Annotated in this window: 23 protein-coding genes; 9 read left to right on the top strand and 14 right to left on the bottom strand. The window is 48.8% G+C overall.

Features of this window, described 5'->3' with window-relative positions; translation table 11 throughout:
- Window positions 1–6 precede the first annotated feature (6 nt).
- The 8 genes from ACO0K8_RS13820 to ACO0K8_RS13785 all read right to left on the bottom strand — a co-directional run bounded on the left by ACO0K8_RS13820 (window position 7) and on the right by ACO0K8_RS13785 (window position 7818).
- On the bottom strand, window positions 7–1218 hold the full coding sequence (locus tag ACO0K8_RS13820) for a 5-(carboxyamino)imidazole ribonucleotide synthase (protein ID WP_422947236.1): 1212 nt from the start codon (window positions 1216–1218) through the stop codon (window positions 7–9).
- 104 nt (window positions 1219–1322) lie between these two features.
- On the bottom strand, window positions 1323–1850 hold the full coding sequence (purE, locus tag ACO0K8_RS13815; RefSeq protein WP_422947235.1) for a 5-(carboxyamino)imidazole ribonucleotide mutase: 528 nt from the start codon (window positions 1848–1850) through the stop codon (window positions 1323–1325).
- A 17-nt stretch (window positions 1851–1867) separates the two neighbouring features.
- Window positions 1868–2764: a phosphoribosylaminoimidazolesuccinocarboxamide synthase gene (locus ACO0K8_RS13810; protein WP_422947234.1), complete on the bottom strand. Its 897-nt coding sequence runs from the start codon at window positions 2762–2764 to the stop codon at window positions 1868–1870.
- A 72-nt stretch (window positions 2765–2836) separates the two neighbouring features.
- Window positions 2837–3901 (bottom strand): class II fructose-bisphosphate aldolase, encoded by a 1065-nt coding sequence (fba, locus tag ACO0K8_RS13805; protein WP_422947233.1) that lies wholly within the window; start codon window positions 3899–3901, stop codon window positions 2837–2839.
- A 32-nt stretch (window positions 3902–3933) separates the two neighbouring features.
- Window positions 3934–5367 carry a pyruvate kinase gene (pyk, locus tag ACO0K8_RS13800; protein ID WP_422947232.1) on the bottom strand — a complete coding sequence of 478 codons (1434 nt, stop codon included), beginning with the start codon at window positions 5365–5367 and terminating at the stop codon, window positions 3934–3936.
- A gap of 56 nt (window positions 5368–5423) precedes the next feature.
- Complete coding sequence (locus ACO0K8_RS13795; RefSeq protein ID WP_422947231.1) at window positions 5424–6617, bottom strand: phosphoglycerate kinase; 1194 nt, start codon at window positions 6615–6617, stop codon at window positions 5424–5426.
- 111 nt (window positions 6618–6728) lie between these two features.
- The gene (locus tag ACO0K8_RS13790) at window positions 6729–7052 is read right to left on the bottom strand and encodes an AzlD domain-containing protein (RefSeq protein WP_422947230.1); all 324 of its coding nucleotides are present in this window, start codon (window positions 7050–7052) and stop codon (window positions 6729–6731) included.
- Complete coding sequence (locus ACO0K8_RS13785; protein WP_422947229.1) at window positions 7045–7818, bottom strand: AzlC family ABC transporter permease; 774 nt, start codon at window positions 7816–7818, stop codon at window positions 7045–7047. The genes ACO0K8_RS13790 and ACO0K8_RS13785 overlap by 8 nt, the downstream gene beginning before the upstream one ends.
- Before the next feature lie 226 nt (window positions 7819–8044).
- On the opposite strand from ACO0K8_RS13785, the gene ACO0K8_RS13780 reads away from it, so the two are divergent.
- From ACO0K8_RS13780 to ACO0K8_RS13765, 4 genes are all read left to right on the top strand, one after another.
- Window positions 8045–8248, top strand: coding sequence for a zinc-finger domain-containing protein (locus tag ACO0K8_RS13780; RefSeq protein ID WP_422947228.1), 204 nt, complete (start codon window positions 8045–8047; stop codon window positions 8246–8248).
- A 134-nt stretch (window positions 8249–8382) separates the two neighbouring features.
- Complete coding sequence (locus ACO0K8_RS13775; RefSeq protein ID WP_422947227.1) at window positions 8383–8814, top strand: YybH family protein; 432 nt, start codon at window positions 8383–8385, stop codon at window positions 8812–8814.
- A 12-nt stretch (window positions 8815–8826) separates the two neighbouring features.
- Window positions 8827–9780, top strand: coding sequence for a YheT family hydrolase (locus ACO0K8_RS13770; protein ID WP_422947226.1), 954 nt, complete (start codon window positions 8827–8829; stop codon window positions 9778–9780).
- A 2-nt stretch (window positions 9781–9782) separates the two neighbouring features.
- Complete coding sequence (locus ACO0K8_RS13765) at window positions 9783–10421, top strand: DUF2946 family protein (RefSeq protein WP_422947225.1); 639 nt, start codon at window positions 9783–9785, stop codon at window positions 10419–10421.
- A gap of 44 nt (window positions 10422–10465) precedes the next feature.
- On the opposite strand, the gene ACO0K8_RS13760 is transcribed toward ACO0K8_RS13765, so the two are convergent.
- Complete coding sequence (locus ACO0K8_RS13760; protein ID WP_422947224.1) at window positions 10466–12007, bottom strand: M48 family metalloprotease; 1542 nt, start codon at window positions 12005–12007, stop codon at window positions 10466–10468.
- A gap of 117 nt (window positions 12008–12124) precedes the next feature.
- Here ACO0K8_RS13760 and moaC point away from each other — a divergent pair, with 117 nt between their 5' ends.
- The 3 genes from moaC to ACO0K8_RS13745 all read left to right on the top strand — a co-directional run bounded on the left by moaC (window position 12125) and on the right by ACO0K8_RS13745 (window position 15598).
- Window positions 12125–12646: a cyclic pyranopterin monophosphate synthase MoaC gene (gene moaC / locus ACO0K8_RS13755; RefSeq protein WP_422947223.1), complete on the top strand. Its 522-nt coding sequence runs from the start codon at window positions 12125–12127 to the stop codon at window positions 12644–12646.
- Between the two features lie 227 nt (window positions 12647–12873).
- Complete coding sequence (locus ACO0K8_RS13750; RefSeq protein WP_422947222.1) at window positions 12874–15372, top strand: putative bifunctional diguanylate cyclase/phosphodiesterase; 2499 nt, start codon at window positions 12874–12876, stop codon at window positions 15370–15372.
- The gene (locus tag ACO0K8_RS13745) at window positions 15365–15598 is read left to right on the top strand and encodes a hypothetical protein (protein WP_422947221.1); all 234 of its coding nucleotides are present in this window, start codon (window positions 15365–15367) and stop codon (window positions 15596–15598) included. The genes ACO0K8_RS13750 and ACO0K8_RS13745 overlap by 8 nt, the downstream gene beginning before the upstream one ends.
- 158 nt (window positions 15599–15756) lie before the next feature.
- On the opposite strand, the gene ACO0K8_RS13740 is transcribed toward ACO0K8_RS13745, so the two are convergent.
- A complete protein-coding gene (locus ACO0K8_RS13740; RefSeq protein WP_422947220.1) occupies window positions 15757–17319 on the bottom strand; it encodes a Wzy polymerase domain-containing protein in 1563 nt (520 codons plus the stop codon).
- On the opposite strand from ACO0K8_RS13740, the gene ACO0K8_RS13735 reads away from it, so the two are divergent.
- Window positions 17310–17534: a hypothetical protein gene (locus tag ACO0K8_RS13735; protein WP_422947219.1), complete on the top strand. Its 225-nt coding sequence runs from the start codon at window positions 17310–17312 to the stop codon at window positions 17532–17534. The genes ACO0K8_RS13740 and ACO0K8_RS13735 overlap by 10 nt on opposite strands.
- A 123-nt stretch (window positions 17535–17657) precedes the next feature.
- On the top strand, window positions 17658–19538 hold the full coding sequence (locus ACO0K8_RS13730) for a sulfatase-like hydrolase/transferase (RefSeq protein ID WP_422947218.1): 1881 nt from the start codon (window positions 17658–17660) through the stop codon (window positions 19536–19538).
- A 127-nt stretch (window positions 19539–19665) separates the two neighbouring features.
- Here the strand turns inward: ACO0K8_RS13730 and ACO0K8_RS13725 are convergent, their stop codons facing one another.
- The 4 genes from ACO0K8_RS13725 to ACO0K8_RS13710 form a co-directional block, all read right to left on the bottom strand.
- Window positions 19666–20121 (bottom strand): pilin, encoded by a 456-nt coding sequence (locus ACO0K8_RS13725; RefSeq protein WP_422947217.1) that lies wholly within the window; start codon window positions 20119–20121, stop codon window positions 19666–19668.
- Window positions 20122–20341: 220 nt separating this feature from the next.
- A complete protein-coding gene (locus ACO0K8_RS13720) occupies window positions 20342–20806 on the bottom strand; it encodes a pilin (protein WP_422947216.1) in 465 nt (154 codons plus the stop codon).
- 249 nt (window positions 20807–21055) lie between these two features.
- On the bottom strand, window positions 21056–21685 hold the full coding sequence (locus tag ACO0K8_RS13715; protein WP_422947215.1) for an FHA domain-containing protein: 630 nt from the start codon (window positions 21683–21685) through the stop codon (window positions 21056–21058).
- Window positions 21686–21739: 54 nt separating this feature from the next.
- A complete protein-coding gene (locus ACO0K8_RS13710) occupies window positions 21740–22546 on the bottom strand; it encodes a Stp1/IreP family PP2C-type Ser/Thr phosphatase (protein ID WP_422947214.1) in 807 nt (268 codons plus the stop codon).
- Window positions 22547–22931 lie beyond the last annotated feature (385 nt).

Here is a 22931-nt window from a genome sequence, read left to right as displayed (position 1 = left end):
AGCCTCTCAAGACTCGGAGCGCAAGGCAATGCCCAGCAATTGACAGGCACTGCGCAAATCGCTCTGCGCTTGCTCCATACTGCTGGCGACGAAAGTAATATGCCCCATCTTGCGCCCCGGCCTAGGTTCGGCTTTGCCATACAAATGCAAATGCGCACTAGGTAAGGCGAGAATCTGATCCCATGCCGGCGAACCTAAGGTTTCGCCGTCAAACCAGACGTCACCTAGGATATTGAGCATCACGCAAGGAGAATGTTGACGCACATCACCCAAAGGCAAACCGGTCATGGCGCGTACTTGTTGGGCGAATTGGCTACTCATACAGGCGTCCATCGTGTAATGACCGCTATTATGCGGACGCGGTGCCATCTCATTAACGACAATACTGCCATCTTTCAAGACAAAAAATTCTATGCAGAGTACGCCCACATAATCAATGTCCGCGATTAATTTGAGTGCGGCATTTTGCGCCTGAGTGGAAGCCTCGGCTGAGACATGTGGGCTAGGTACCGTGGTGGTAAACAAAACTCCTTCGCGATGGACGTTTTCGGCGATAGGGTAGACCACGGCCTCCCCATTAGCACCACGCGCCACCAATACAGAAATTTCGTAAGCCAGCGGTAGCATTTTTTCCAGCACGCACAATACCCCATCCATAGTGCGGTAGGCATCACGCAACTCTTCCAGGGTTTTTACTCTGACCTGCCCCTTACCGTCGTAACCCATACGTGCAGTTTTAAGTATGCCGGGAAATAAATCGTCCGAGATGGCATCGAGGTCGGCAAGCTTGGCGATCACGGCATGCGGTGCTGGATAGATGCCTGTTTCCAATGCACAGCGGCTAAAAAACTGTTTTTCCTCTACCCGATTTTGCGCTATCGAAACACAGGCAGCACTCGGAGCCACAAAACGCGTTTGCGCCAGCCAAGCCAGGCTAGCGGCTGGAACGTTTTCAAACTCGGTAGTGACAGATTCACATAATGCCGCCATCTGAGCCAACGCACTATGATCATCATAGGCCGCCTGAATATGCTGATCTGCCGCTTGTCCTGCCGGGCAATCTGCTTCCGGCTCTAACACTAGTACTTTGTAACCCAGAGCCTGAGCTTCATGTACGAACATGCGGCCGAGTTGACCGCCGCCTAGCATACCGAGGTAACTTGAAGAAGAATTTGGCAATTGCGCGGCACGTTGCGGCGAAGATGTAATGTTTTCCATGATGGCTCTAAGATGGCGGAAAAAAATTTGCCCTGCATAGTTAACCGCGCACGCAGGGCAAGATACGAATTAGCGGTGATGTTCACATCACCGTAGCAGCAGATTTATAGCGGCAGATGCATGTCGCTCGCGATTTGTGTTTGCTTTTCGCGATAGTCAATCAAGCGACTCGCCAGCACCGCATCGGTAGTGGCCAAGGTCGCGATCGCCGCCAGCGCTGCATTAGCAGCCCCAGCCTCACCGATCGCAAAAGTCGCGACCGGTATCCCTTTAGGCATCTGCAAGATGGATAACAAAGAATCTTCGCCGCGCAAATACTTGGAAGGTACCGGAACGCCAAACACCGGAACGATGGTTTTCGCTGCGATCATGCCTGGCAAATGTGCCGCTCCGCCAGCACCGGCGATAATCCCGCGCAAACCGCGCTCTCTGGCGGTTTCGGCAAAGCGAAACATTTCGTCAGGCATACGGTGCGCAGAAACGACACGCGCCTCGTGGGCAATGCCGAACTCAGTGAGGATCGCGACCGCATGCTGCATCACGTCCCAATCCGAGGACGAGCCCATCACGACCGCGATCACCGGGGTCGCACTGACATTGTTGCTACCAGCGTTATTAGTTGCTTGCGTCATCTTGTGTCCTTAGTCTCTTAGTCCTTGAGTTTTTCACCAGTCAGACGCTCTAGCGCCTCACGATATTTAGCTGCAGTTTTTTGCACTACATCATCTGGCAAAGCCGGGGCCGGCGCGGTCTTATTCCAACTAGTGATTGTTTCCAGATAGTCGCGTACAAACTGTTTGTCAAATGACGGTGGCGAGATACCGGTTGCATAAGAATCTGCCGGCCAGAAACGCGAAGAATCGGCCGTCAATACTTCATCCATTAAATGCAAAACGCCATTTTCATCCAGGCCGAATTCAAACTTGGTATCGGCAATGATAATGCCACGAGTAGCAGCATACTCTGCCGCTTCGCTATACAAACGAATACTGATTTCGCGCATGGTGGCCGCTAACTCTGTGCCTATGCGGCTTTCCATGTCGGCGAAGCTGATGTTCTCGTCATGTGAGCCCATTTCTGCCTTGGCTGCCGGCGTAAAAATTGGCTCGGCCAATTTAGCCGCCTGCGGCAAGCCTGCCGGTAGCGTGATACCACAAATGGCACCGTTCTCCTGATAATCTTTCCAGCCGGAACCGATGATATAGCCACGCACTACCGCCTCGACCATGATAGGTTCAAGGCGCTTGGCAACCACGGCGCGTCCACGCACTTGCTCTACCTCATCGGCGGCTACCACAGACTCAGGCGCAATACCGGTCAGATGATTCGGCACAATATGACCCAGCTTTTCAAACCAAAAATTTGCCATCTGATTGAGCACGCGACCTTTTTCAGGAATCGCTTCATTCATGATCACGTCGAATGCGGACAAACGATCGCTAGTAACAATCAAGAGTTTGTCGTCGCCAACCGCGTAGTTGTCACGAACTTTGCCGCGTCCCAGCAAGGGCAAAGAATGTAAAGTGGAGTTAATTTGCGTAGTCATCATGTTTGCTTTTTAAAAGTACTCAGGGCGCAGACTGCGCCCCGTTTTAACTTACCTGCGAAATCTTATTACTTAGTTGACGACCTGAGACAGGGCGCCATTCTTGTATTGCTCAGCCATTTTTTCAAGCGTGACAGGCTTGATCTTGCCAGCCTGACCTTCGCAGCCAAACGACAGGAAACGTGCTTTGCAGACCAATTTCGCCGCTTCGCGCGCTGGCTTGAGGTAATCACGCGGATCGAATTTACTTGGATTTTCAAACAAGTAACGACGGATCGCCGCAGTCATCGCCAGACGGATATCGGTATCGATATTGATCTTGCGCACACCGTTTTGAATACCGATGATGATCTCTTCAACCGGCACGCCGTAAGTTTCTTTCATGTCGCCGCCAAATTGACGTATCTCTTCCAGCAACTCTTGCGGTACCGAAGACGAGCCGTGCATGACCAAATGGGTATTTGGAATACGTGCATGAATTTCTTTAATACGGTCTATCGCCAGGATGTCGCCGGTAGGCTTGCGCGAAAATTTGTAAGCACCGTGGGAAGTACCGATGGCAATTGCCAATGCATCGCATTGTGTCAATTTAACGAAATCGGCCGCTTGCGCCACGTCCGTGAGCAACTGTTCACGCGTCATTTTACCATCAGCGCCATGACCGTCTTCTTTGTCGCCCATCATGGTCTCTAAAGAACCGAGCACACCGAGTTCTGCTTCTACCGTCACACCGATAGAATGCGAGAACTTCACCACTTCACGCGAGACCGCCACGTTGTAGTCGTAGCTAGCAACATTTTTGCCATCTTCCATCAGGGAACCGTCCATCATGACCGAAGTAAAACCGGATTTGATGGCTGCCATACAAACCGCTGGCGACTGACCGTGATCCTGATGCATAACAACAGGAATATGCGGATAAGCTTCAACCGCAGCTTCGATCAAGTGACGCAGAAACGCTTCACCTGCATATTTACGGGCACCGGCCGAGGCTTGCATGATAACGGGCGCGCCGACTTCATTGGCCGCTTCCATAATCGCAGTAACCTGCTCTAGGTTATTTACATTGAAGGCTGGGATGCCATAGCCATTTTCAGCAGCATGGTCCAGCAATTGACGCATAGATACGAGTGACATAATTTACTCCAGATAAAAAAATCAGTAATTGATCAGTTATCGCCGACCTTGACGATTTTCAGCGCATTGGTACCGCCGACTTGGCCCATAGGCTCACCCCAGGTCACCACTATCATATCGCCGCGGCTGACTACACCTTTTTCCAGCAACAGGTTTTCGACGGATTTGAGTACTGCGTCGCGATCAATAGAATGTGGCATTTTAAAGGTTTGCACATTTCTATACAAAGCAGCTTTGCGTTGCGTCGCCACACTAGGCGTCAAGGCAAATAGCGGTATATCAATATTGTGCCGGCTCATCCATAAAGCGGTGGAACCAGATTCTGTTAATGCAACGATCGCTTTGACGCGCAAATGGTAAGCCGTAAACAAGGCGCCATAGGCGATCGATTGATCGATGCGGGTGAAAGTGACATTCAGAAAATCGGCGTCGAGCTTGCATTCCTGGAACTTCTCGGCTTCCAGACAAATTGCCGCCATCGCTTCTACGGTTTCTATTGGATACTTACCGGAAGCGGTTTCCGCCGAAGTCATTACAGCATCGGTACCATCTAAGACGGCATTGGCAACGTCAGAGACTTCAGCGCGGGTAGGCACCGCATTGACGATCATCGACTCCATCATCTGTGTGGCGGTTATCGCCAATTTATTCGAAGCGCGCGCCATCTTAATCATGCGCTTTTGCAAGGCCGGAACCGCAGCATTGCCGACTTCTACCGCCAGATCTCCACGCGCCACCATGATGCCATCGGAGGCATCAAGAATTTCTTGCAACAAAGGAATCGCTTCAGCGCGTTCGATCTTGGCGATCATCATAGGCTTGTGGCCGTAAGGCTCGCCTGCAATATTCGACAACTGACGCGCCATTTCCATGTCGGTCGCATTTTTTGGAAAGGACACCGCGATGTAATCGGCTTGAAACGACATCGCCGTCTTGATGTCTTCCATATCTTTGGCCGTCAAAGCGGGTGCAGTAAGACCGCCGCCCTGACGATTGATCCCTTTATTATTCGACAGTTCACCACCGATACGTACCGTCGTGTGGATTTCGTTGCCAACAATTTTATCGACCACCATCACGATTAAGCCATCGTTAAGCAACAATACATCATGCGGTTTAACATCGCGTGGCAAGGCTTTGTAATCTAGCCCGACCCGCTCCTGATTGCCCAGCTTACAATCGGCATCAAGGATAAATTTATCGCCGTTGGCGACATCGATACGGTTGTTTTCGAACTTACCGATGCGAATTTTAGGACCTTGCAAATCGGCCATGATGGCGATTTCGCGGCCACATTCAGCTGCGGCTTGTCTGACCATAGTCGCTCTGTCTATATGATCTTGTGCCTTGCCATGCGAAAAGTTCAAGCGCACCACATTCACGCCCGCCTCCAACATGCGTTTGAGCGTGTCTAAATCGTTGGATGCTGGGCCTATGGTTGCTACAATTTTGGTTCCGCGTGACATCTGGTCTCCTGAGGGTAATCTTGACTAAGTTTAATATTTACTTATTGGTCAAGGAATTATTTACTTTCGCGCTGTAACAAGATTTCAACCGCCGGCAAAGTCTTGCCTTCCAAAAATTCCAGGAAAGCCCCGCCACCAGTAGAGATATAACCAACTTGTTCGGTGATTCCATACTTGGCGATCGCGGCTAGCGTGTCGCCGCCGCCGGCAATCGAGAAGCCTTTCGAGGCGGCAATTGCCATCGCCAGAGTTTTAGTACCATTACCGAATTGATCGAACTCAAACACGCCGACCGGACCATTCCAAACTATCGTGCCAGCTTGCGCAATTTGCTCGGCAAATTTAGCCGCAGTGACGGGACCGATATCAAGGATCATATCGTCGTCTTCGACCTCACTAACTGCTTTAACAGTCGCAATCGCCGTAGGCGAGAATTCTTTCGCGCACACCACGTCGCTTGGAATCGGTACCGATGCACCGCGCTTCGCCATCATATCGATGATGGCCTTGGCTTCATCGACCAGATTAGTTTCTGCCAAAGATTTGCCAATTTTCAGACCTGCGGCCAACATAAACGTATTCGCGATACCGCCGCCAACGATCAGATTGTCGACCTTGTCAGCCAGCGATTTCAGGATGGTCAGCTTGCTCGACACTTTGGAACCCGCCACGATCGCGACCAAAGGACGTGCCGGCGCACCGAGCGCCTTACCTAATGCATCTAACTCGGCCGACAACAGCGGTCCTGCGCAAGCGACTGCCGCATATTTGGCGATACCGTGAGTGCTTGCTTCGGCTCTGTGTGCTGTGCCGAACGCATCATTGACATAGATATCACACAAGGCTGCCATTTTTTGCGCCAGCGCGTCATCATTCTTTTTCTCGCCCTTGTTCAGGCGGCAGTTTTCTAGCAAGACAACTTGACCTGGAGCAACATCTACACCATCTAACCAATTCTGTTTCAATTCGACAGTCATGCCTAACAGCTCGGACAGGCGTTGAGCAACCGGTGCCAGACTATCTTCGGGTTTGAATTCACCTTCGGTAGGACGCCCCAAATGCGACGTCACCATCACAGCAGCGCCAGCAGCCAGGGCTTGCTGGATCGCCGGAACCGATGCGCGTATGCGCGTATCTTCGGTGATTTTGCCGCTATCGTCTTGCGGTACGTTCAGATCTGCGCGGATAAATACGCGTTTTCCTTGAAGCTGATGGGCGGCGATGAGATCACTGAGTCGATTAAATAGCATGGATATGGTCGATGATGAAGGTTGAGGTCGGACGACAAGAGCAGTATTTTACCAAACACCTAGAAGCAACCCTATGGTTTTCGACAGGATAGTCAAAAAATCGTGTAAAAACTATAATCCCAGACGCACATAGGTGTACACCGCCATGCCAAAATAGATAGTGAACAACATATTTCGCTTCACTAGAAAAAATGCCGCCGCAGCAATACCGGCCATGAGTTTGGGGTTATCCAGGCTCACCAGGATAGCGCCATTAGTCAATAAGAGATCGGGGAAAATAATCGCTGCCAAGGCGCACGAGGGCGCATAGCGCAACGCCTCTTGCACCCGTTTGGGCAAGCTGATGTGGTGACCGATTAGCCAAAATGAGCTGCGTGCAATAAAAGTTGCAAGCGCCAATAAAGCGATAACCAGCCAGATCTCGGTATTAGTCATGACCTGCTCCTCGGCCATCATTTTTTTCATCATCTAGTACAGCGGCGTTGGTATCTGCTGGGGTAGGCTGTTTTTTCTCCAGCCACTCTTCCAGCAACATGGCCGCGGCCATTCCCATTACGACTGCGACTAACAAGCCCAGTTTGTACGGCATGTTTGCCGCCAGCACGGCAACAGCTCCGGCCACCAAAACCCCAACTACCGCAGCCCTACTCACTATCGCTGGCAGCATCACACATAAAATTGCCAGGGTTCCGGCAAAGCCCAGCCCCCAGCTAGCCGGAATCTGGCTACCTAACAAAATGCCAATGATCGAGCCTATCTGCCAGGAGCACCAATTTGGATACACCAGGCCTTTTAGATACGCCAACTTGCCATGCGTTTGTACAAACTCAGGATATTTTTGCATAAACAAGGCAACCGAAATATCGCCAGTTAAGTATCCCATCACCGCTTTGGTACGCCATGGCAGGTATGAAAAATGCGGTGCCAGAATGGCAGAAAAGATCACGAATCTGAGATTAACTACCAAGGCCGTCGTGAAGATCAGCCACAGAGGCGCATGGGCGGCAATCAAAGGCAAGGAGGCCAATTGGGCCGATCCGGCAAACACGATCAAGGTCATCCCTAGTGCTTGCGGCATACTTAGACCGGCCTTGATCATGGCAACGCCCACCACCAAACCCCAGGCAGCCACCCCAAACCAGGTAGGCATACCGATTTTATAGCCCTCCTGGAAGGCGGCCTTATCAATTTCAGTCGTCATGAGGCTTTGTTTGCTAGAAAAGACGCTCATTGTAACGAGGAAGCGCTGTTCCTGCTGATAACTGGCCGCTCCGACTAGCGCAAACCCCGAGCTAAATGGCAAATGGAACAGGCTTTCTAAGGCTTTTCAAGGATTCATGCGCCAGACTGTCACGCACCATCGGTGGAATCCGTTAAAATCGCATCATTGATCAAAATACCCACGTATTCATTTTCCGGAGAATAGTATGTCAGCCAGCACCCCCCACTCGAACGCCGCCATCGAACTGCAAGCGCAAGACTTGCCTGCTCATTGCCCGAACCCGTCTATGCCTTTGTGGTCTTCGCATCCACGCGTCTACCTTGATCTATCCCACGGCGGCGCGGCGACTTGCCCCTATTGTGGCACTCAGTACAAGTTGGCACCGGGCACCGTACTGTCGGCCCACTGATACGCGCGCATTGAGATAAATAGGGAGTATAGTTAGTCAGCAGCCAATTGCGCATATAGATAGCGCGGTTCTTTGCAAATCATGACGATACTCCACCCTAGTATGCCCACATTCGCAATCCCCAGGGAAATCCCATGGCAGCCAAAAAACAGTTTAACGGCAGTGCAGATGAGCTAGAAGCCGCGTTTTACGACGCGATCAGCCGCGCCGATCTGGAGGCCTTCATGGAATTATGGGCAGAAGACGAAGAAATCGTCTGCATCCACCCGGGTGCTCCGCGCCTGATAGGGCATGCCGCGATCCGCGCCTCTTGGGAGGCGATCTTTGAGCGCGGCAGTCTGCAAATTCATGCGATACAGTTGCACGCTATGCACAATATGTTTACCGCGGTACACAGCGTGATCGAAGAAATACCGCCCAAGCAAGGGGTAGAGCAAGAGCTGCATATTGTCGCAACCAATGTGTATATCAAAACACCGCAAGGCTGGCGCATCGCCACTCACCACGCCTCGATCTCATCGGGCAAGGCACCGCTAGACTTATTCAGAGCCAGCGTCCTGCATTAAATTTAGGAAGCCATGAATTACCCCGCACCAGCCTGGCTACCCAGCGGCCACCTGCAAACCATTTATCCTGCACTTTGCATACGCAAGCCCTCGGTACCGTTTCGACGTGAACGCTGGACTAGTCCAGATGATGATTTCATCGATCTCGACTTCATTGACGGCGCACCTGAGCTGCCCTGTGTGGTGTTGTTTCATGGGCTAGAAGGTTCGAGTGACAGCCATTATGCACGCGCCCTGATGGCACTCTTGCAGAGCAAAAATTGGTCTGGCGTCGTCGTACATTTTCGCGGCTGTTCGGGCGAACTCAATCGTGCACCGCGCTTTTATCACTCAGGCGACTCACAAGAAATCGGCTGGGTATTACAAAGACTACAGTCTGAATATGCCATCAAGCACCCTAAGTCGAATTTTTTTGCCTGTGGCGTTTCGCTGGGCGGAAATGCCCTATTACGCTGGCTGGGCGAATCACAACAACAAGCGGCCATCGTCGATGCTGCCTGTGCGATCTCGGCACCGCTCGACCTGGCAGCGGGTGGCGCCTCACTCTCTAGCGGCTTCAATCTGATCTATACCCGCATGTTCTTACAGACATTGAAACCCAAATGCCTGAAAAAGCTCGATCAATTTCCAGGGCTATTTGATAAAGACGCGATGCTGCAGGCTAAAAATTTATATGACTTCGACAATGTCGTTACGGCACCCTTGCATGGCTACCGCGACACCAATGATTACTGGGACAGAGCCAGTGCCAAACACATATTGGAAGACATACGGATTCCGACTTTGGTGCTGAATGCCCAAAATGACCCTTTTTTACCCGCTCGACACTTACCGAGCAAAGCCTCGTCCCAGGTGCGTCTGGAGTACCCGCAATTTGGCGGTCATGTCGGCTTTGCGGTTGGCGGCCTGCCTGGAAAACTAGACTGGCTACCACATCGTATAGTGCATTTTTTCGAAGGCAAATAAAGATGGATGAGATCGTACTGGCGGCAATCAACAAATGGCCGAATGTTCCGCATTGCTATGGCTGGCTAGGTTTAGATGCGCGCGGCAATTGGCGCATGCGCGATGAGAGCGCGCAGGCCTTACAGCTAGCCGGTGACAAAATCCGCAACCCTACGCTGCTGGGTTTTATTAACCGTAACTATCAACATGACCAAGATGGCTGCTGGTATTTTCAAAATGGCCCGCAGCGGGTTTATGTCGACCTGGAAAGTGCACCGTATATCGTCAACACCTCGCCCACCGGCCTGATCTTGCACACGGCCATGGCAATGCCACCTATAGACGCTGTCTTCATGAGCAGTAGCGGCCAACTATTTATGCTTGCCGGTGAAATTTTGGCGCAACTAGACGACCGAGATCTGGCCAACTGCTTACAACAGGTTCAACTAGACGAAAAACCGGCAAGCGATGAAGCCCTGTTGGCCTGGCTAGAAGATGGACAGAAGGATACAGCGAGCCTGAAACAATGCAGCGCCAGCATACAATTAGCCGGCGATTTGCCGCCCTACACAGCCGTCAAACACCCGCTAATACGCGCCGAACTAAAACAACTCATGCACAATGCTGGCTATACCCAGCACCCCAAAGCAAAACCAGAATAGCCTGACGCTCTGTTAGAAAATTCAGGGTCTAGGCACAGACACGACTATTTCCTTTTTTTGTCTTCCAGGCTTTCTTCTCTGTGCTTTTCTTTCCATTCGCGCTCACGGGCATCGATCACTGACAGATCAAAGTATTGCAGATTTGGATCGCGCCTGGCGATCACTAGCTGCTGCAAGGCTGCCGGTAGCGCCCCTTCTATCGCATACGCTTCGGCCAGGGCAATGTGTTGCAAAGCGTGCTTGCCGAGTGCTTCATACGATTTCGCCAGCAGATTTTGCAAGGCAACCTCATGTCTATATAAACTCAGCTGATCGCGCAAAAACAGAGCGGCATCGTCTGCCCGATTGGCCGCGAGCAAAATTTCTGCATGTTGATACACCAAGCCACGCGACAAAGGCAATTGCTGCATCGCGCTTAAGGATTGCTGTAGCGCAGAAGCATAATTTTTATTCGCAACCGCAATGTCTATCGCCAGACTGGCAAAGGCGCTGGTTTGTTTTAACATCGATTTATGCGACGCCGATCGCTCCACTTGCGCCACCACCTGCTCCAGCAATGCTTGTGCTTTGACATACTCATGCCGCTTATAGGCGACAAAGGCCAAACCGTACCTGGCGCTGACCACACTTTCCAATTGATCGTTTTTTGCCTGCGCCTCAAAAAAATCTTTGGCATCCATCAAGCCTTGAGTACTACTATCTTGCAATACCCTCACCCGGGAGCGTATCAAATAAAAATCCAGACCATCGACATGTTGCTTGTAGCGCTGATCATGCAAGCGTCCCTGAATATCGGCCATACGTTCACTGGTCAAAGGATGGCTGCGTAAATAATCCGGTGCGGTATCGGTGTAATTACGTCCAGCGCCCTGCAAGCGACCAAAAAAACTCACCATACCTGAAGTATCAAAACCGGCATCGCGTAAAATCTGAAACCCCACCCTATCGGCCTCACGCTCGGCTTCGCGGGTAAAATTAATTTGTCGCTGCAATGCCACGCCCTGCCCGCCCATGATCACGGCCATCGCCGCATCCGGACTGGAGCGCGCCGCCAAAGCGCCAATTAAGAGACTAGCCAGTGGAATCAATACATCGAGTTTTTGGCTACCTATCATGCGTGCGATATGCCTTTGTGAGACGTGACCAATCTCATGCCCCATTACCGAGGCCAGCTCCGATTCGGTTTGTGCCGAGAGTATCAAGCCGGAATGAAAACCGATGAAGCCGCCAGGAAAAGCAAAGGCATTCAAAACCGGATCGCGCACCGCAAAAAATTCAAAATCACCAACCCCTTCACCGCGCGCATCCGGACGCTTTTCCAACATGGTGTTGCCTAGTCGATTCAGATACTCAGAGGTCGGGCCATCATCGATAAAGTCTGGATCGCGTCTGACGCTGAGCATGATTTGCTCGCCGACTTTGCGCTCCATAAACGGCGATAAATCTTCACGTGCGGTATCCCCTAAAGTCGGCAGATCTTGCGCATGACTGAGCGCGACTGGCAGCAAGGCGAGCGGCGCAGCCAGCATAGCCACGATCAACAGTGGCAAGAATTTGATCTGGAGTAAGGAGAGATTTGATTTCACAGTGCTATGATACCCACAAACGCGATTTGTTCCATATTGCATGCTTTTTCTTCGCTGATTCTGCGCTGACTCTTCACCGATTTTTCACCTATTCATATTCACTTATACCCGACTAGCATGACAAGCAAACCAAAAACTACTCCTAACGACAGCGGTCTGACGCATTTCGACAGCACTGGTCAGGCCCACATGGTCGATGTCTCGGAAAAAAAGGACAGCCACCGCATCGCCATTGCCAGTGGCAATATACGTATGAAGCCTGAAACCTTGGCGATTATCACCCAAGGGACAGCAAAAAAAGGCGATGTGCTGGGCATAGCGCGTATCGCCGCGATTATGGCCGCCAAACGCACCAGCGACCTGATTCCGCTATGTCATCCACTGGCACTAAGCCGCGTCACCGTCGACTTTAGTATCGACGCCGACAACGCCAGAATTGCTTGCCGCGCTCAAGTGGAGACGGTCGGTAAAACCGGGGTAGAAATGGAAGCCTTAACCGCAGTCCAAGTTGGACTATTGACCATCTATGATATGTGCAAAGCAGTTGACCGTGGCATGGTCATGAGCGACATCCGCGTCATGGAAAAACATGGTGGCAAGTCTGGCGACTGGGTGAGTTTAATTGATGGCGCAATGTAAGCCATTAATACATCGCTTGCAGCGACGCCACAGTATTGCTCGACTGCGAACAGGTAGAATTTTGCAAGATGCCACATTCGCTTGAATTATTTAGCTAATTTGACAAATAATTCATACCAAACTGCATACGCGCGTTTAGAATCTCTAGCAGCTTTCGCGCTTAGAGCTGAGATCCAGTCCAAAGGCAAGCACAGAGATCCCTTCACACTTAACAGCAGGATAGAATAATGGCGACAGAGTCCATCTCCATCACGCAAGAATCGAGCCGGCTCGATGCATGGTTCCTGATGCTAGGAAATTTATCGCATTGTTTATGGTACTCCCCGACTCTGCCCGCCATGTTAGAACAATTCTGCCAGATCCTGGTCAGCAAGGCGGGCTATCTCAGTGCAGAAATCGATCTGCAGCAAGACGGCCAGCAGCGCTTGTTTCGTGTTGATGCAGAGAATAAGCACACCGCCAGCGCTGAGTTTAATCATCTAGAAATTCCGCTACAAAATATCTCCGGCGTGATGCGCATACAGGCAGATTTTGCGCTTAGTCCAGAGACGGATGCCTACCATTTACTGCATCGATTAGCCAAAGAACTCAGCAGTGCGATACTCGCCTTCTCGACTGCGAGCATAGCGAACAGTACGCACTGCGATCTGCAAGATGATGTGGAAATCCTGGTGTTCGCGCTGGCACAAAGCCCGTTTGCCATCGTGATTACTAATATTCAAGGCGAACTCGAATATTGCAACGCGAGTTTTACCAGCATGTCTGGTTACACTTTGGAGGATGCCCGCAACATCGCACTACTCTGGAGCGTGGGCGATGGGCTCGATGAGGCGCGTCAAGCCCAATTTCTGGCACTCAAGCCAGGCCAACATTGGGAGGGTGAAATCCTCAGTCGGCGCAAGGACGATAGCCTGTGTTGGGAAAAACAAATCGTCTCGCCTCTATGCGACGCAGCTGGCAAGATTAGTCATCTGGTCGCGGTCAAACAAGACATCAGCAATAGCAAACATCAGTTCAAAGAGGTCGAACAAGCCTTACTATTGCGTGAGCAAGCCCTGGTCTCGAGTAGCAATGGCATCATGATCACGCGTAGTGACGACACCGATCATTCCATCGTCTACGTCAACCCGGCCTTCACCCGCATCACCGGCTATAGCGCAGAAGAAGTGATAGGCCGTGAAGGTCGCTTCCTGGTGCGCGATGATTTAGAGCAAGCTGGTCTGAACGAGATACGCTCGGCCTTGCGTGAGCGCCGCGAAGGCCAGGCACTGCTACGCAATTACCGCAAAGACGGCAGCCAATTTTGGAATGAGTTGCACATATCGCCAGTCAAGGATGCGGATGGCGCTAGCACGACCCATTTTGTCAGCGTGATCAATGATGTGAGCGAACGCGTCAATTATCAAAAAGAACTAGAGTTCCAGGCCACCCACGATAGCCTTACCGGTTTAGCCAATCGTAATTTACTCAATGACAGAATTACCCAGGCGATCGCCTGGGCCAAACGCCAGGATAGGACGGTAGCACTGCTATTACTGGATTTGGATCACTTTAAACTGATCAACGATGGTTCCGGACATGGCACCGGCGATATTGTCCTCAAAGAGGTGGCGCGTCGCTTGAGCTTATGCGTGCGGGATACCGATACCGTGGCACGTCTGGGCGGTGATGAATTCGTCATTGTCCTCACCGATCTGGCCAATGCGGAAGAAGCCAATCTGATCGCGGAAAAAGTATTAGCGACGCTCTCGCAACCGTTTCAGGTCGAGGCGCACAATATGTTCGTCACTGCCAGCATCGGGCTCTCGCTCTACCCGAAAGACGGTGAAAACGGTGAGACCCTATTGCGCTACGCCGATATTGCGATGTATAGAGTCAAGGAGCACGGCCGCAATAGCGTGCGTCAGTTTATTCCGGAGATGGGAGTGACCGCCATTAGCCGCCTGAATATGGAAGGCGCACTCAGACGCGGTTTAGACAGAGGCGAATTCATCCTGCACTACCAAGCCAAAATTGACTTACGTTCGAATAAAATTATTGGCGCTGAAGCTCTGGTACGCTGGCAGCATCCGCAGATAGGCATGATTCACCCTATAGAATTCATTCCCTTAGCAGAGGAAACCGGCTTAATTCTGCCACTGGGCGAATGGGTACTGGCAGAAGCCTGTCGCCAACAAATAGCATGGCAAAAATTGGGGCTGCCGGCACTCAAACTCGCCATCAATATGTCATCCCGCCAGTTCCGCCAGGAAGATCTATCGGAAAGAGTTGCTGCCATTTTCTCTGCCACTGGTGCGCTCCCGGCACATTTTATCCTGGAACTTACCGAAAGTATGGTGATGCAAGATGTCGAGAGTACCTTGGTAACCCTGCGCGCACTAAAAAACCTGGGCGTGGCACTCTCGCTAGACGACTTTGGTACTGGCTACTCCAGCCTGTCGTATTTAAGAAAATTCCCTATCGATGAATTGAAGATAGACAAATCTTTCATCAACGACATCCATGAAAACCCCGATGATGCCGCCATCGCCAGTGCCATCGTGGCAATGGCACTCAGCCTGGGTCTACAAGTGGTGGCCGAAGGCGTGGAGAAAAAAGAGCAAGTTGAGTTATTGCTAGGAATGCAGTGTCATCAGGTTCAGGGCTATTATTTTGGCAGGCCTATGGATGCCAATAGCTTCGCCCATCGCGTACAAGCATCGCAAGCAGGCGAACGTCATGAATAAACTCGATTGGCAACTACGCTCACTCAAAGAACTATCCACTGTATTGAACGATGCCACGGTACTGCACTCACAAGCAATCGGTGCCAGCGTGCTATATCAAATCATGCACCGGGGAGTGGAGAAACTGGCGATTTCTTTGAGCGATGGCCAGGCTCTGATTATTGAGACTCGCCAGCCTAGCCACCCTGAACGGCGTCGTCCGCCAGCCAGCAAAGAAAGCGCTTAGCTCACATTTTTTATTCCTACGCCAGAGGCGCATATTCCATGCGCCTCTGGCCGTGCCTGCCTCGAAAGGCGCATGGATACTGCGTCTTGGCGTAGCTTGTAAACCCCGCATGAAATATACGCAGTGGCAATGCCCATCAATTAATTGCTTTCCTGAAATTATTCAGCATCTCGCTTAGGCATAGAAACAAACACTGCTGCATAACGCTGATCAGCCTCTGCTTGCGATTTCCAGTAATCAAAATATTCCGGATAAGAGTAAGGATGCAAGCGCTGAAGCGTCAACATCATGCGCTCGGCTTTCTTAGCCTGGCCGTTTAAGACATACACTTCAGCCAGTTTATTGAGGATGTGCACAAAGCCAAAGCGACGACTCATCTGCTCGACAGCGTCGATCTCGGCCGCACTCATGCCTTCATGCGGCGTCATACGCATCACATCAAAGTAGCAGAAGTACTCGCCGAACAAGGTGAACTGCGGTCGCGTCAATGCCTGCGTATCGGTCTCAGTATAGGTCTTGCCAGTGCGCAGAATATTAAAACCATTTACTACCCTTTGATAATCCGCAGTGAGCAAAACTAGGATCAATGCAACAGCCAGGCTCGTCGCAAGTATCGCAGCTCTAGGTACGTCACGCCCTGCCCCGGACCAACGCAATTGATGCAGCATACCCATCAACAATCCGACTGGCATTAAGACATAGGCGTACCAGAGCGGGAACTCGACCATGCTATGCACAGCAACCGCGATCAAACAAAGCGCAGCGAAACCCACAGAGATGTCTTTACGTTCAGAGCGGTATCCACAAGTCTGCCAAAACCACCAAACCAGTGAACCAATAAACACGACAGTCGCAGGCCAACCTAATTCAGCGGCAAAATTCAATAACAAATTATGCGCATGCTCAGCATAGGTAGTAGAAGAAAAATCGGCCGCGATCCCGACCTGTTCGGCACCAAAGCCGAACCAACCGACTCCAAACCAAGGGTGTTGATGCGCCATAGAAAATGCCTGCTTTAATAGAACCGAGCGCTCAGACCGCCCCCCCAGATGATCGGCTACCGAACCGCTAGAAAAACCCATCAGCTGGGAAAACGCCGGCAGCCCCATCACCATCGCGGCGTAAAGCGCGAGTAGTAGCAGCAAACAGCGCTTATCGATAATGCGCGCACCATGCCGCTGAATAAAGCAATACATCACAAACAAAGGCATAATGATCCAGCCTATGCGCGATTGCGTCAGTGCCATCCCCCATAACAAAGTCAGACTGAGCAAGCAAGCCTCCCAGCGCCCTAACCTGAAAGTTTGAAACAGGTACCAAACTGACGCCAAACCCAGACATAACAGCAACGCCAACTGATTTGGTTGCGCAACATTTGCATAGGGCCGCATCTGGCTAGCTCGAGCCATATACATAATCCATGGCGAGGCATCGATTCCAGAGATTTGCACACCCTGCATCACCACCGACAACAACGCCGCCAATAAATGCGCCAAAGCCAACATCAGACATAAATCTCGCGCGCCTTTACCCGACTGCGCCCAAGTCGCGCCCAGAACCAGCGCCGCCGCAAACATTAAAAAATACATGACTGGTATCGCGACGGCCTCGAAAGACACCAAACCTACACCCCATTGCAACAACAAAAATAAAATCAAACCCAATGGAAGCAAGAGCATCAAAGGCAAGCGCAAGCGCGGTGCTGCATGCAATGCAAACATCCCAAACGAAAACAAAACACCAAGCAAGACCAGGCTATCGTGATAGAAAGTGCGAAAAGGATGAATGTGAAAAGGATGAAGGTAAGCCGCCAACAGCAGCATTCCAAAAATCAGCAGGGAAAAATGAGTTTGTTTTTCAGAGTACATTGCTCAAAACGAAATTCTATAAAGGGAAAATGATACAAAAATCGGCTAGTCGCTATTTTGACAGCTAATTCTTGCATGAGATAAACATATTGAAACAATTTCTACGGAAGCCCAGCGTCCCAATTGCGGTAAAATTTGGTTCACGCTGAATGTAGTTCGATGTTTCATGTTCAATTCAGAATTAGTAGCCCGTGCATCCTACTTCAAGTAAAAATTCCAGCCTCCCTGAATTACTGAGACTCATCAAATTGAAGAAACATTTATTACATTTTTCCTACAATCTGGCGCTATTGTTCGCGTTGCCGATTCTATTTATATTGACCTATGTACTTAAATACTTTAATCCAACAATAGTCATCTACGAACACTTAAGCGTTGTTACGCTAGTCGTTTTTGCCATCTTCAGCCTTAAACTACTAATCAATCACTATGCTCACGATAAAAAGTACGCTCTTCTTATGTACTCGCTGCTTTACAGCAGTTTTATTTTCATTATCGTCATCTATTACCTGGTTGTATTGATTGGTTTACATTCATGGGGCCGTGTTATTACAGAAGAGTTCATCATTTCATATACTGAGCAAGCTGAGTATTTTTTGGAAGCATTAAATATCTCAATCTATTTAGCAACAAGCCTTGCGATTATTTTCTACGCAATTCTATTTGGTGCTTGTTATATCTTTCTAAAAAAATTCCATTGGATACCGCCACGCACACATTCCAAACGGAGCTGGCTTATCGCTCTATTGTTACTGAGTTTGGTATTATTTTTCACCTATCGATTTTATGATTACCTAATTACGGGCGACAAATTGAGCAAGGAGCCAATCACGCTAACTCTGTTTTCAGGCAAATCAAAACCGCTAGAAGGCCACGATGCCAGGCAAGGTAGCGCCGCTGAAGAGAAGCTCAATATCCTTGAAGAGAACGCACGCAAAAATTACAAGCCCAGTGTACTGGCAAAAAAAAGAAATCTCATCGTCATTATTGTTGATGCGTTAAGACCGGATCATATGAGTGTTTACGGCTACCCCCGCGACACGACGCCAAACCTCAGACTATTAACGGAAACTCAGGCAACGAGCAAATTCACAAACTTACGCTCTACCTGCGGAGAAACCACCTGCGCCCATGCGAGCTATATGGCATCACGTTACGTACACCAATTGCCCGACCATCTATTTACTCTACAAGATGTATTAAAGCTCAATGGCTATCAGACCTATATGATTATCAGCGGCGATCATATAAATTTTAATAATATTCGTGAAGTCTATGGCAATGTCGACCATTATTACGATGGATCGATGGCGAAAGGCTACTACTTTAACGATGATGCAATAACAACCAATAAAACCAAAGCATTACCGTTATGGGACGGCGTGCCGACCATGATCCACTACCATCTTTTATCCGCCCATATAGTCGGAAAAAAAGATCCACAGTTTTTACGTTATACCCCGGCAAAAAACTACCTTTTATTATCCAATGGCAAGCCCGAACAGCAATATACCAACTTCTACGATAACGGTGTGCTACAAGCGGATGCCGTCATCAAACAGTTATTGGACACGTTAAAAGAAAAAAAATATCTGGAAAACAGCCTGGTAGTCATTACTGCAGATCATGGCGAAGCGCTCGGTGAGCACAACATTTTTATGCATACCAATAGTGTGATTGAGGAAGCACTACATATCCCTCTGTTAATGCTGCATTACGGTTACCGATCCACGCTACCGAAACAGCTTGATGGCTTCATGTCGCTGGTAGATCTGGCACCAACCATACTCAGTGAATTTAACATTAACAGACCAGAATCGTGGGTAGGTTCACCGGTTCAAGAACATGTAAAAACTGCTTTTAGCTATTTCGAAATGGCGCCATTTAAAGGCCTATATGATCACAGAGACGATAAAGTTATGTGGAAATACTGGAGAAATATTCATACCGACGAAGAATTCGTCTACGATCTCAGTAAAGACCCTAAGGAGCAACACAATATGAGCTTTCAGGTATCGTCAGAGTTGAAAGCAGAATGGCGTAAATTAACAGCTACAGGCAAGCCAGATTGAGTGAAAAATGATGCGCTTGGCTGACCAATGCAAGTCGCGGCCAATACGATGACAACTTTTAGCTATTTTTGATGTTTGATCATGCAATCAGAGTAAATTCCGACTTTTATGTAGTAAGTGCACTAAATTAGCTACCCGCACAAACTTCAACTCTGCCCACATATTTTTGCAAAACTGTTGAACTACACGACCATTTACCGGTCGATGCCTTACGGCTTAAGGTGATAAATTTACCGTTCACGACATCTGGCCCACCTACAATAGTCGCCTTCATAACCCCGGCAACCGTTGTATTCGTAATTTCTATGAGCGTATTAGCATTCGATGGCTGTACGCCCACAAACCAGTTTGCATTCGTGGTTGGGCCAGTGACAGGGATATAATTATCGCCCAAAGCCACATCGAAACCAGTCTTACCAAACGAGACTTCTGCCAAAGCAGCTGCAAATTTCGCCTTCGCTATATGATTTTGATATGACGGAATCGCTACCGCAGCAAGTATACCTATAATCGCGACCACAATCATTAATTCGATCAACGTGAAACCAGATTGCTTACGATTTAGTATTTCTTCTGTTTTCATTATATTGCTCCCAAACGAGGATTCGATTATTTACTAAAGCGCCAACATCAATTTATGCACATAAAAACTGGGCACAATATAAGTTCAAAATTGGTTTCAGCCAGCCACATGTCATTCGAAGCTATTATCACCCTAAAAAAAAGCACCCCACTGGGGTGCTTTTAATCTTTAAGTGCTATACGCTAGCGATAAACTTGCAATTATTGCACCGAAATAGCATTTAGTTTGGCTGACCTTTGCAAGTTTCTTCTTTACCAATATATTTTTGTTTTACATCAGCAGATGTACATTTCCAAGCACCTGTACTACCTTTACGTGTCAATGTGATTGTCTTATCGTTCACAGCCGCAGGGCCGCCAACAATCTTCGCAGTCAAGATCCCATTGATAGTCACGTCAGTCACAGTAATTTTGGAGTTAGAGTTTAAAGGTTGAACACCGATAAACCAATCGGTATCACTGGAAGGACCAGTTGATGGTTTCAAGCTATCATTCAACGCCACGTCAAAACCTGTCTTACCTGGAGCTACTTCAGCTAAAGCAGCTGCGAACTTAGACTTGGCAATATAGTCTTGATAAGCAGGGATGGCTACAGCAGCCAAAATACCGATAATCGCAACAACGATCATCAATTCAATCAGAGTAAAACCTGCTTGTGCGCGTTGTTTCAATTGCATGGATTTCATTTTAATGCTCCTAAGGGAAAATTGGGAATTTCGATAATGCTGCGTGCTACATCTTCTATAGAGCAAACAGCGTGCCAGCGCAGAAAATTATCGTTTCGGGACACGTTCAGCTAATTTTCAGCAAAAATTGATGCAAAACTTTAAACTTTTCTGACAAATTTTGACCAAGAAAAAATTGTCGGGCGTATTTAAACAAAATTTGTCACTTTCTTGACCAACAATCCATTTCCGTCATAAAGATGAATCGCTCTATTTCTCCGTCAAAAGATAAAACTTCATTTTTGTTCCAGCAAGATCCAACTCATCACCATCCCTCAGCACTAGAGGGGCGGATTCCAATGGATGACTATTAACAGTCACCGCAACTCCCTCTAATCTCGTGGCGATATACTGCTGATGCTGTTTGCTGATAGTAACAACGAGCACACCAGCACGGCCTAAGCTAGTCACCGCTTTATCCAGAAGTAACTCACGACCCGCATTCGCACCGTTCAGCACTTTAACTTTAGCCACTAGTTTAGGTAATTGTGGGGCTTCCCCGACAGGCAAGGGCACCGAGCTCAATGCGGCTTGCGGCTCATAGGAATTATTCTGTCCATGTTGAAATTTAAGCCGATACTTACCGACTTCTATAACGTCTTCGTGTTGAAGTAAATGCTTAGTAATTGGCTGGCCATTTACCAAAGTACCGTTAGTACTACCTAAATCGAGGACAAAAATGCCGATCGATGTACGATCTATCGCAGCGTGATGCCCACTAATGGTGGCTTGATCGAGTACCAAATCATTTTCTGGGCGTCGGCCTATGCTAAAACGAGGCTTCAGCAAATTTACATCGTATTTTTCTAGTCCATTTAATGTGACGATGATTTTCGCCATAGCACTCTCTATCTTTTATTTCATTGTTGAGCAATTCTAGTGCGGCCAATCAAACTAACTAGCAAAAATATGCTCCATTAATTTTCGTTGATGCAATTCAGTAACTTTGACTAAGACAACGGAAATATTATCTCGTCCACCAAATTGATTGGCACTATTAATCAAAACTTCACAGCATTTTTCAAGTTGAGAGTTGTATTGATGCATGATGTGATGAATTTCTATGTGATTAAGCATATCCGTTAAGCCATCCGAGCATAACAAATACACATCACCAACTTCCATTTGATGCACATGTATTTCGATTTCTATGTTTTCTTGTGCGCCAACCGCGCGCGTGATTAAATTTTTAATCGGAGAAAAACGTGCATCTTTTTCAGAAATGAGACCTGCGTCTATCTGCGCCTGCAAAACGGAATGATCTCTTGTAATTTGGGACAGTTCGCCATTTCGGAAACGATATGCCCGAGAATCACCGACATGCGCAACAAGCAGTTTATCTTGATGACTCAGGGCAACAACGGCAGTAGTGCCCATGCCTAAATAAGCCTCGTTCTCATGTGAAGCGTTATAGACACGAGTATTTGCAAGCGTAATGGCGTCGTTTAACCATCGAACTGCAAGCACTGCGGGTCGGGAAAATATTGGCATCCATACTGCTTGCTGCTTTTGCTGCAAAAATTGAGCGATGAGCTCTACGCACATACGACTGGCAACTTCGCCGGCGTTATATCCGCCCATACCATCAGCAAGAACAGCCAAACCTAGATCTTCACATATTTCAAATGCATCTTCATTCTGCGCTCGCACTAGCCCAGTATCGGAACGGCCAGCAAACTCGAGCACGGATTGAAGTGACATAATTATATTTATGATTATCTGGTGACTATGGATAAGGCTAGGTATTTTACTTGGATAAGCATTTCACTCATTAAACATAAACTGTTGTGATTGATTACTTAGCTAGCACTTCAATAACGCCAAGGGTACTAAGCTTAACATTAGCCCAGTATATTATTGCATTCAGATAAGATATTTAACGTTTAAATACTTAGCGCAAAGATGGCAATGACGACTAAATTGCTTATTTAGCAAAAAAATTTCATCTAAAGTTATTCTTGCTGAACGTAAATACTTACTGCGATCATTAGGCTATCAATCAACATAAATATAGGAACAAGGTATTCTGACAGCCATTGCCACATTTTTTGCAAAGTCCAAATAAAAATAGGGAGCCAGGCTCCCT

The sequence above is a fragment of the Undibacterium sp. Ren11W genome, from assembly GCF_049340485.1.
Lineage (GTDB): Bacteria > Pseudomonadota > Gammaproteobacteria > Burkholderiales > Burkholderiaceae_D > Undibacterium.
The sequence above is the reverse complement of the archived record's forward strand: the minus strand, read 5'-3'. Positions and strand labels throughout refer to the sequence as shown.

Excerpts from the sequence above, each read along its gene's own strand:
- ACO0K8_RS13820 (WP_422947236.1), bottom strand. The coding sequence starts at position 1,218 with ATGGAAAACATTACATCTTCGCCGCAACGTGCCGCGCAATTGCCAAAT.
- purE (WP_422947235.1), bottom strand. The coding sequence starts at position 1,850 with ATGACGCAAGCAACTAATAACGCTGGTAGCAACAATGTCAGTGCGACC.
- ACO0K8_RS13810 (WP_422947234.1), bottom strand. The coding sequence starts at position 2,764 with ATGACTACGCAAATTAACTCCACTTTACATTCTTTGCCCTTGCTGGGA.
- fba (WP_422947233.1), bottom strand. The coding sequence starts at position 3,901 with ATGTCACTCGTATCTATGCGTCAATTGCTGGACCATGCTGCTGAAAAT.
- pyk (WP_422947232.1), bottom strand. The coding sequence starts at position 5,367 with ATGTCACGCGGAACCAAAATTGTAGCAACCATAGGCCCAGCATCCAAC.
- ACO0K8_RS13795 (WP_422947231.1), bottom strand. The coding sequence starts at position 6,617 with ATGCTATTTAATCGACTCAGTGATCTCATCGCCGCCCATCAGCTTCAA.
- ACO0K8_RS13790 (WP_422947230.1), bottom strand. The coding sequence starts at position 7,052 with ATGACTAATACCGAGATCTGGCTGGTTATCGCTTTATTGGCGCTTGCA.
- ACO0K8_RS13785 (WP_422947229.1), bottom strand. The coding sequence starts at position 7,818 with ATGACGACTGAAATTGATAAGGCCGCCTTCCAGGAGGGCTATAAAATC.
- ACO0K8_RS13780 (WP_422947228.1), top strand. The coding sequence starts at position 8,045 with ATGTCAGCCAGCACCCCCCACTCGAACGCCGCCATCGAACTGCAAGCG.
- ACO0K8_RS13775 (WP_422947227.1), top strand. The coding sequence starts at position 8,383 with ATGGCAGCCAAAAAACAGTTTAACGGCAGTGCAGATGAGCTAGAAGCC.
- ACO0K8_RS13770 (WP_422947226.1), top strand. The coding sequence starts at position 8,827 with ATGAATTACCCCGCACCAGCCTGGCTACCCAGCGGCCACCTGCAAACC.
- ACO0K8_RS13765 (WP_422947225.1), top strand. The coding sequence starts at position 9,783 with ATGGATGAGATCGTACTGGCGGCAATCAACAAATGGCCGAATGTTCCG.
- moaC (WP_422947223.1), top strand. The coding sequence starts at position 12,125 with ATGACAAGCAAACCAAAAACTACTCCTAACGACAGCGGTCTGACGCAT.
- ACO0K8_RS13750 (WP_422947222.1), top strand. The coding sequence starts at position 12,874 with ATGGCGACAGAGTCCATCTCCATCACGCAAGAATCGAGCCGGCTCGAT.
- ACO0K8_RS13745 (WP_422947221.1), top strand. The coding sequence starts at position 15,365 with ATGAATAAACTCGATTGGCAACTACGCTCACTCAAAGAACTATCCACT.
- ACO0K8_RS13735 (WP_422947219.1), top strand. The coding sequence starts at position 17,310 with ATGCAAACATCCCAAACGAAAACAAAACACCAAGCAAGACCAGGCTAT.
- ACO0K8_RS13740 (WP_422947220.1), bottom strand. The coding sequence starts at position 17,319 with ATGTTTGCATTGCATGCAGCACCGCGCTTGCGCTTGCCTTTGATGCTC.
- ACO0K8_RS13725 (WP_422947217.1), bottom strand. The coding sequence starts at position 20,121 with ATGAAAACAGAAGAAATACTAAATCGTAAGCAATCTGGTTTCACGTTG.
- ACO0K8_RS13720 (WP_422947216.1), bottom strand. The coding sequence starts at position 20,806 with ATGAAATCCATGCAATTGAAACAACGCGCACAAGCAGGTTTTACTCTG.
- ACO0K8_RS13715 (WP_422947215.1), bottom strand. The coding sequence starts at position 21,685 with ATGGCGAAAATCATCGTCACATTAAATGGACTAGAAAAATACGATGTA.
- ACO0K8_RS13710 (WP_422947214.1), bottom strand. The coding sequence starts at position 22,546 with ATGTCACTTCAATCCGTGCTCGAGTTTGCTGGCCGTTCCGATACTGGG.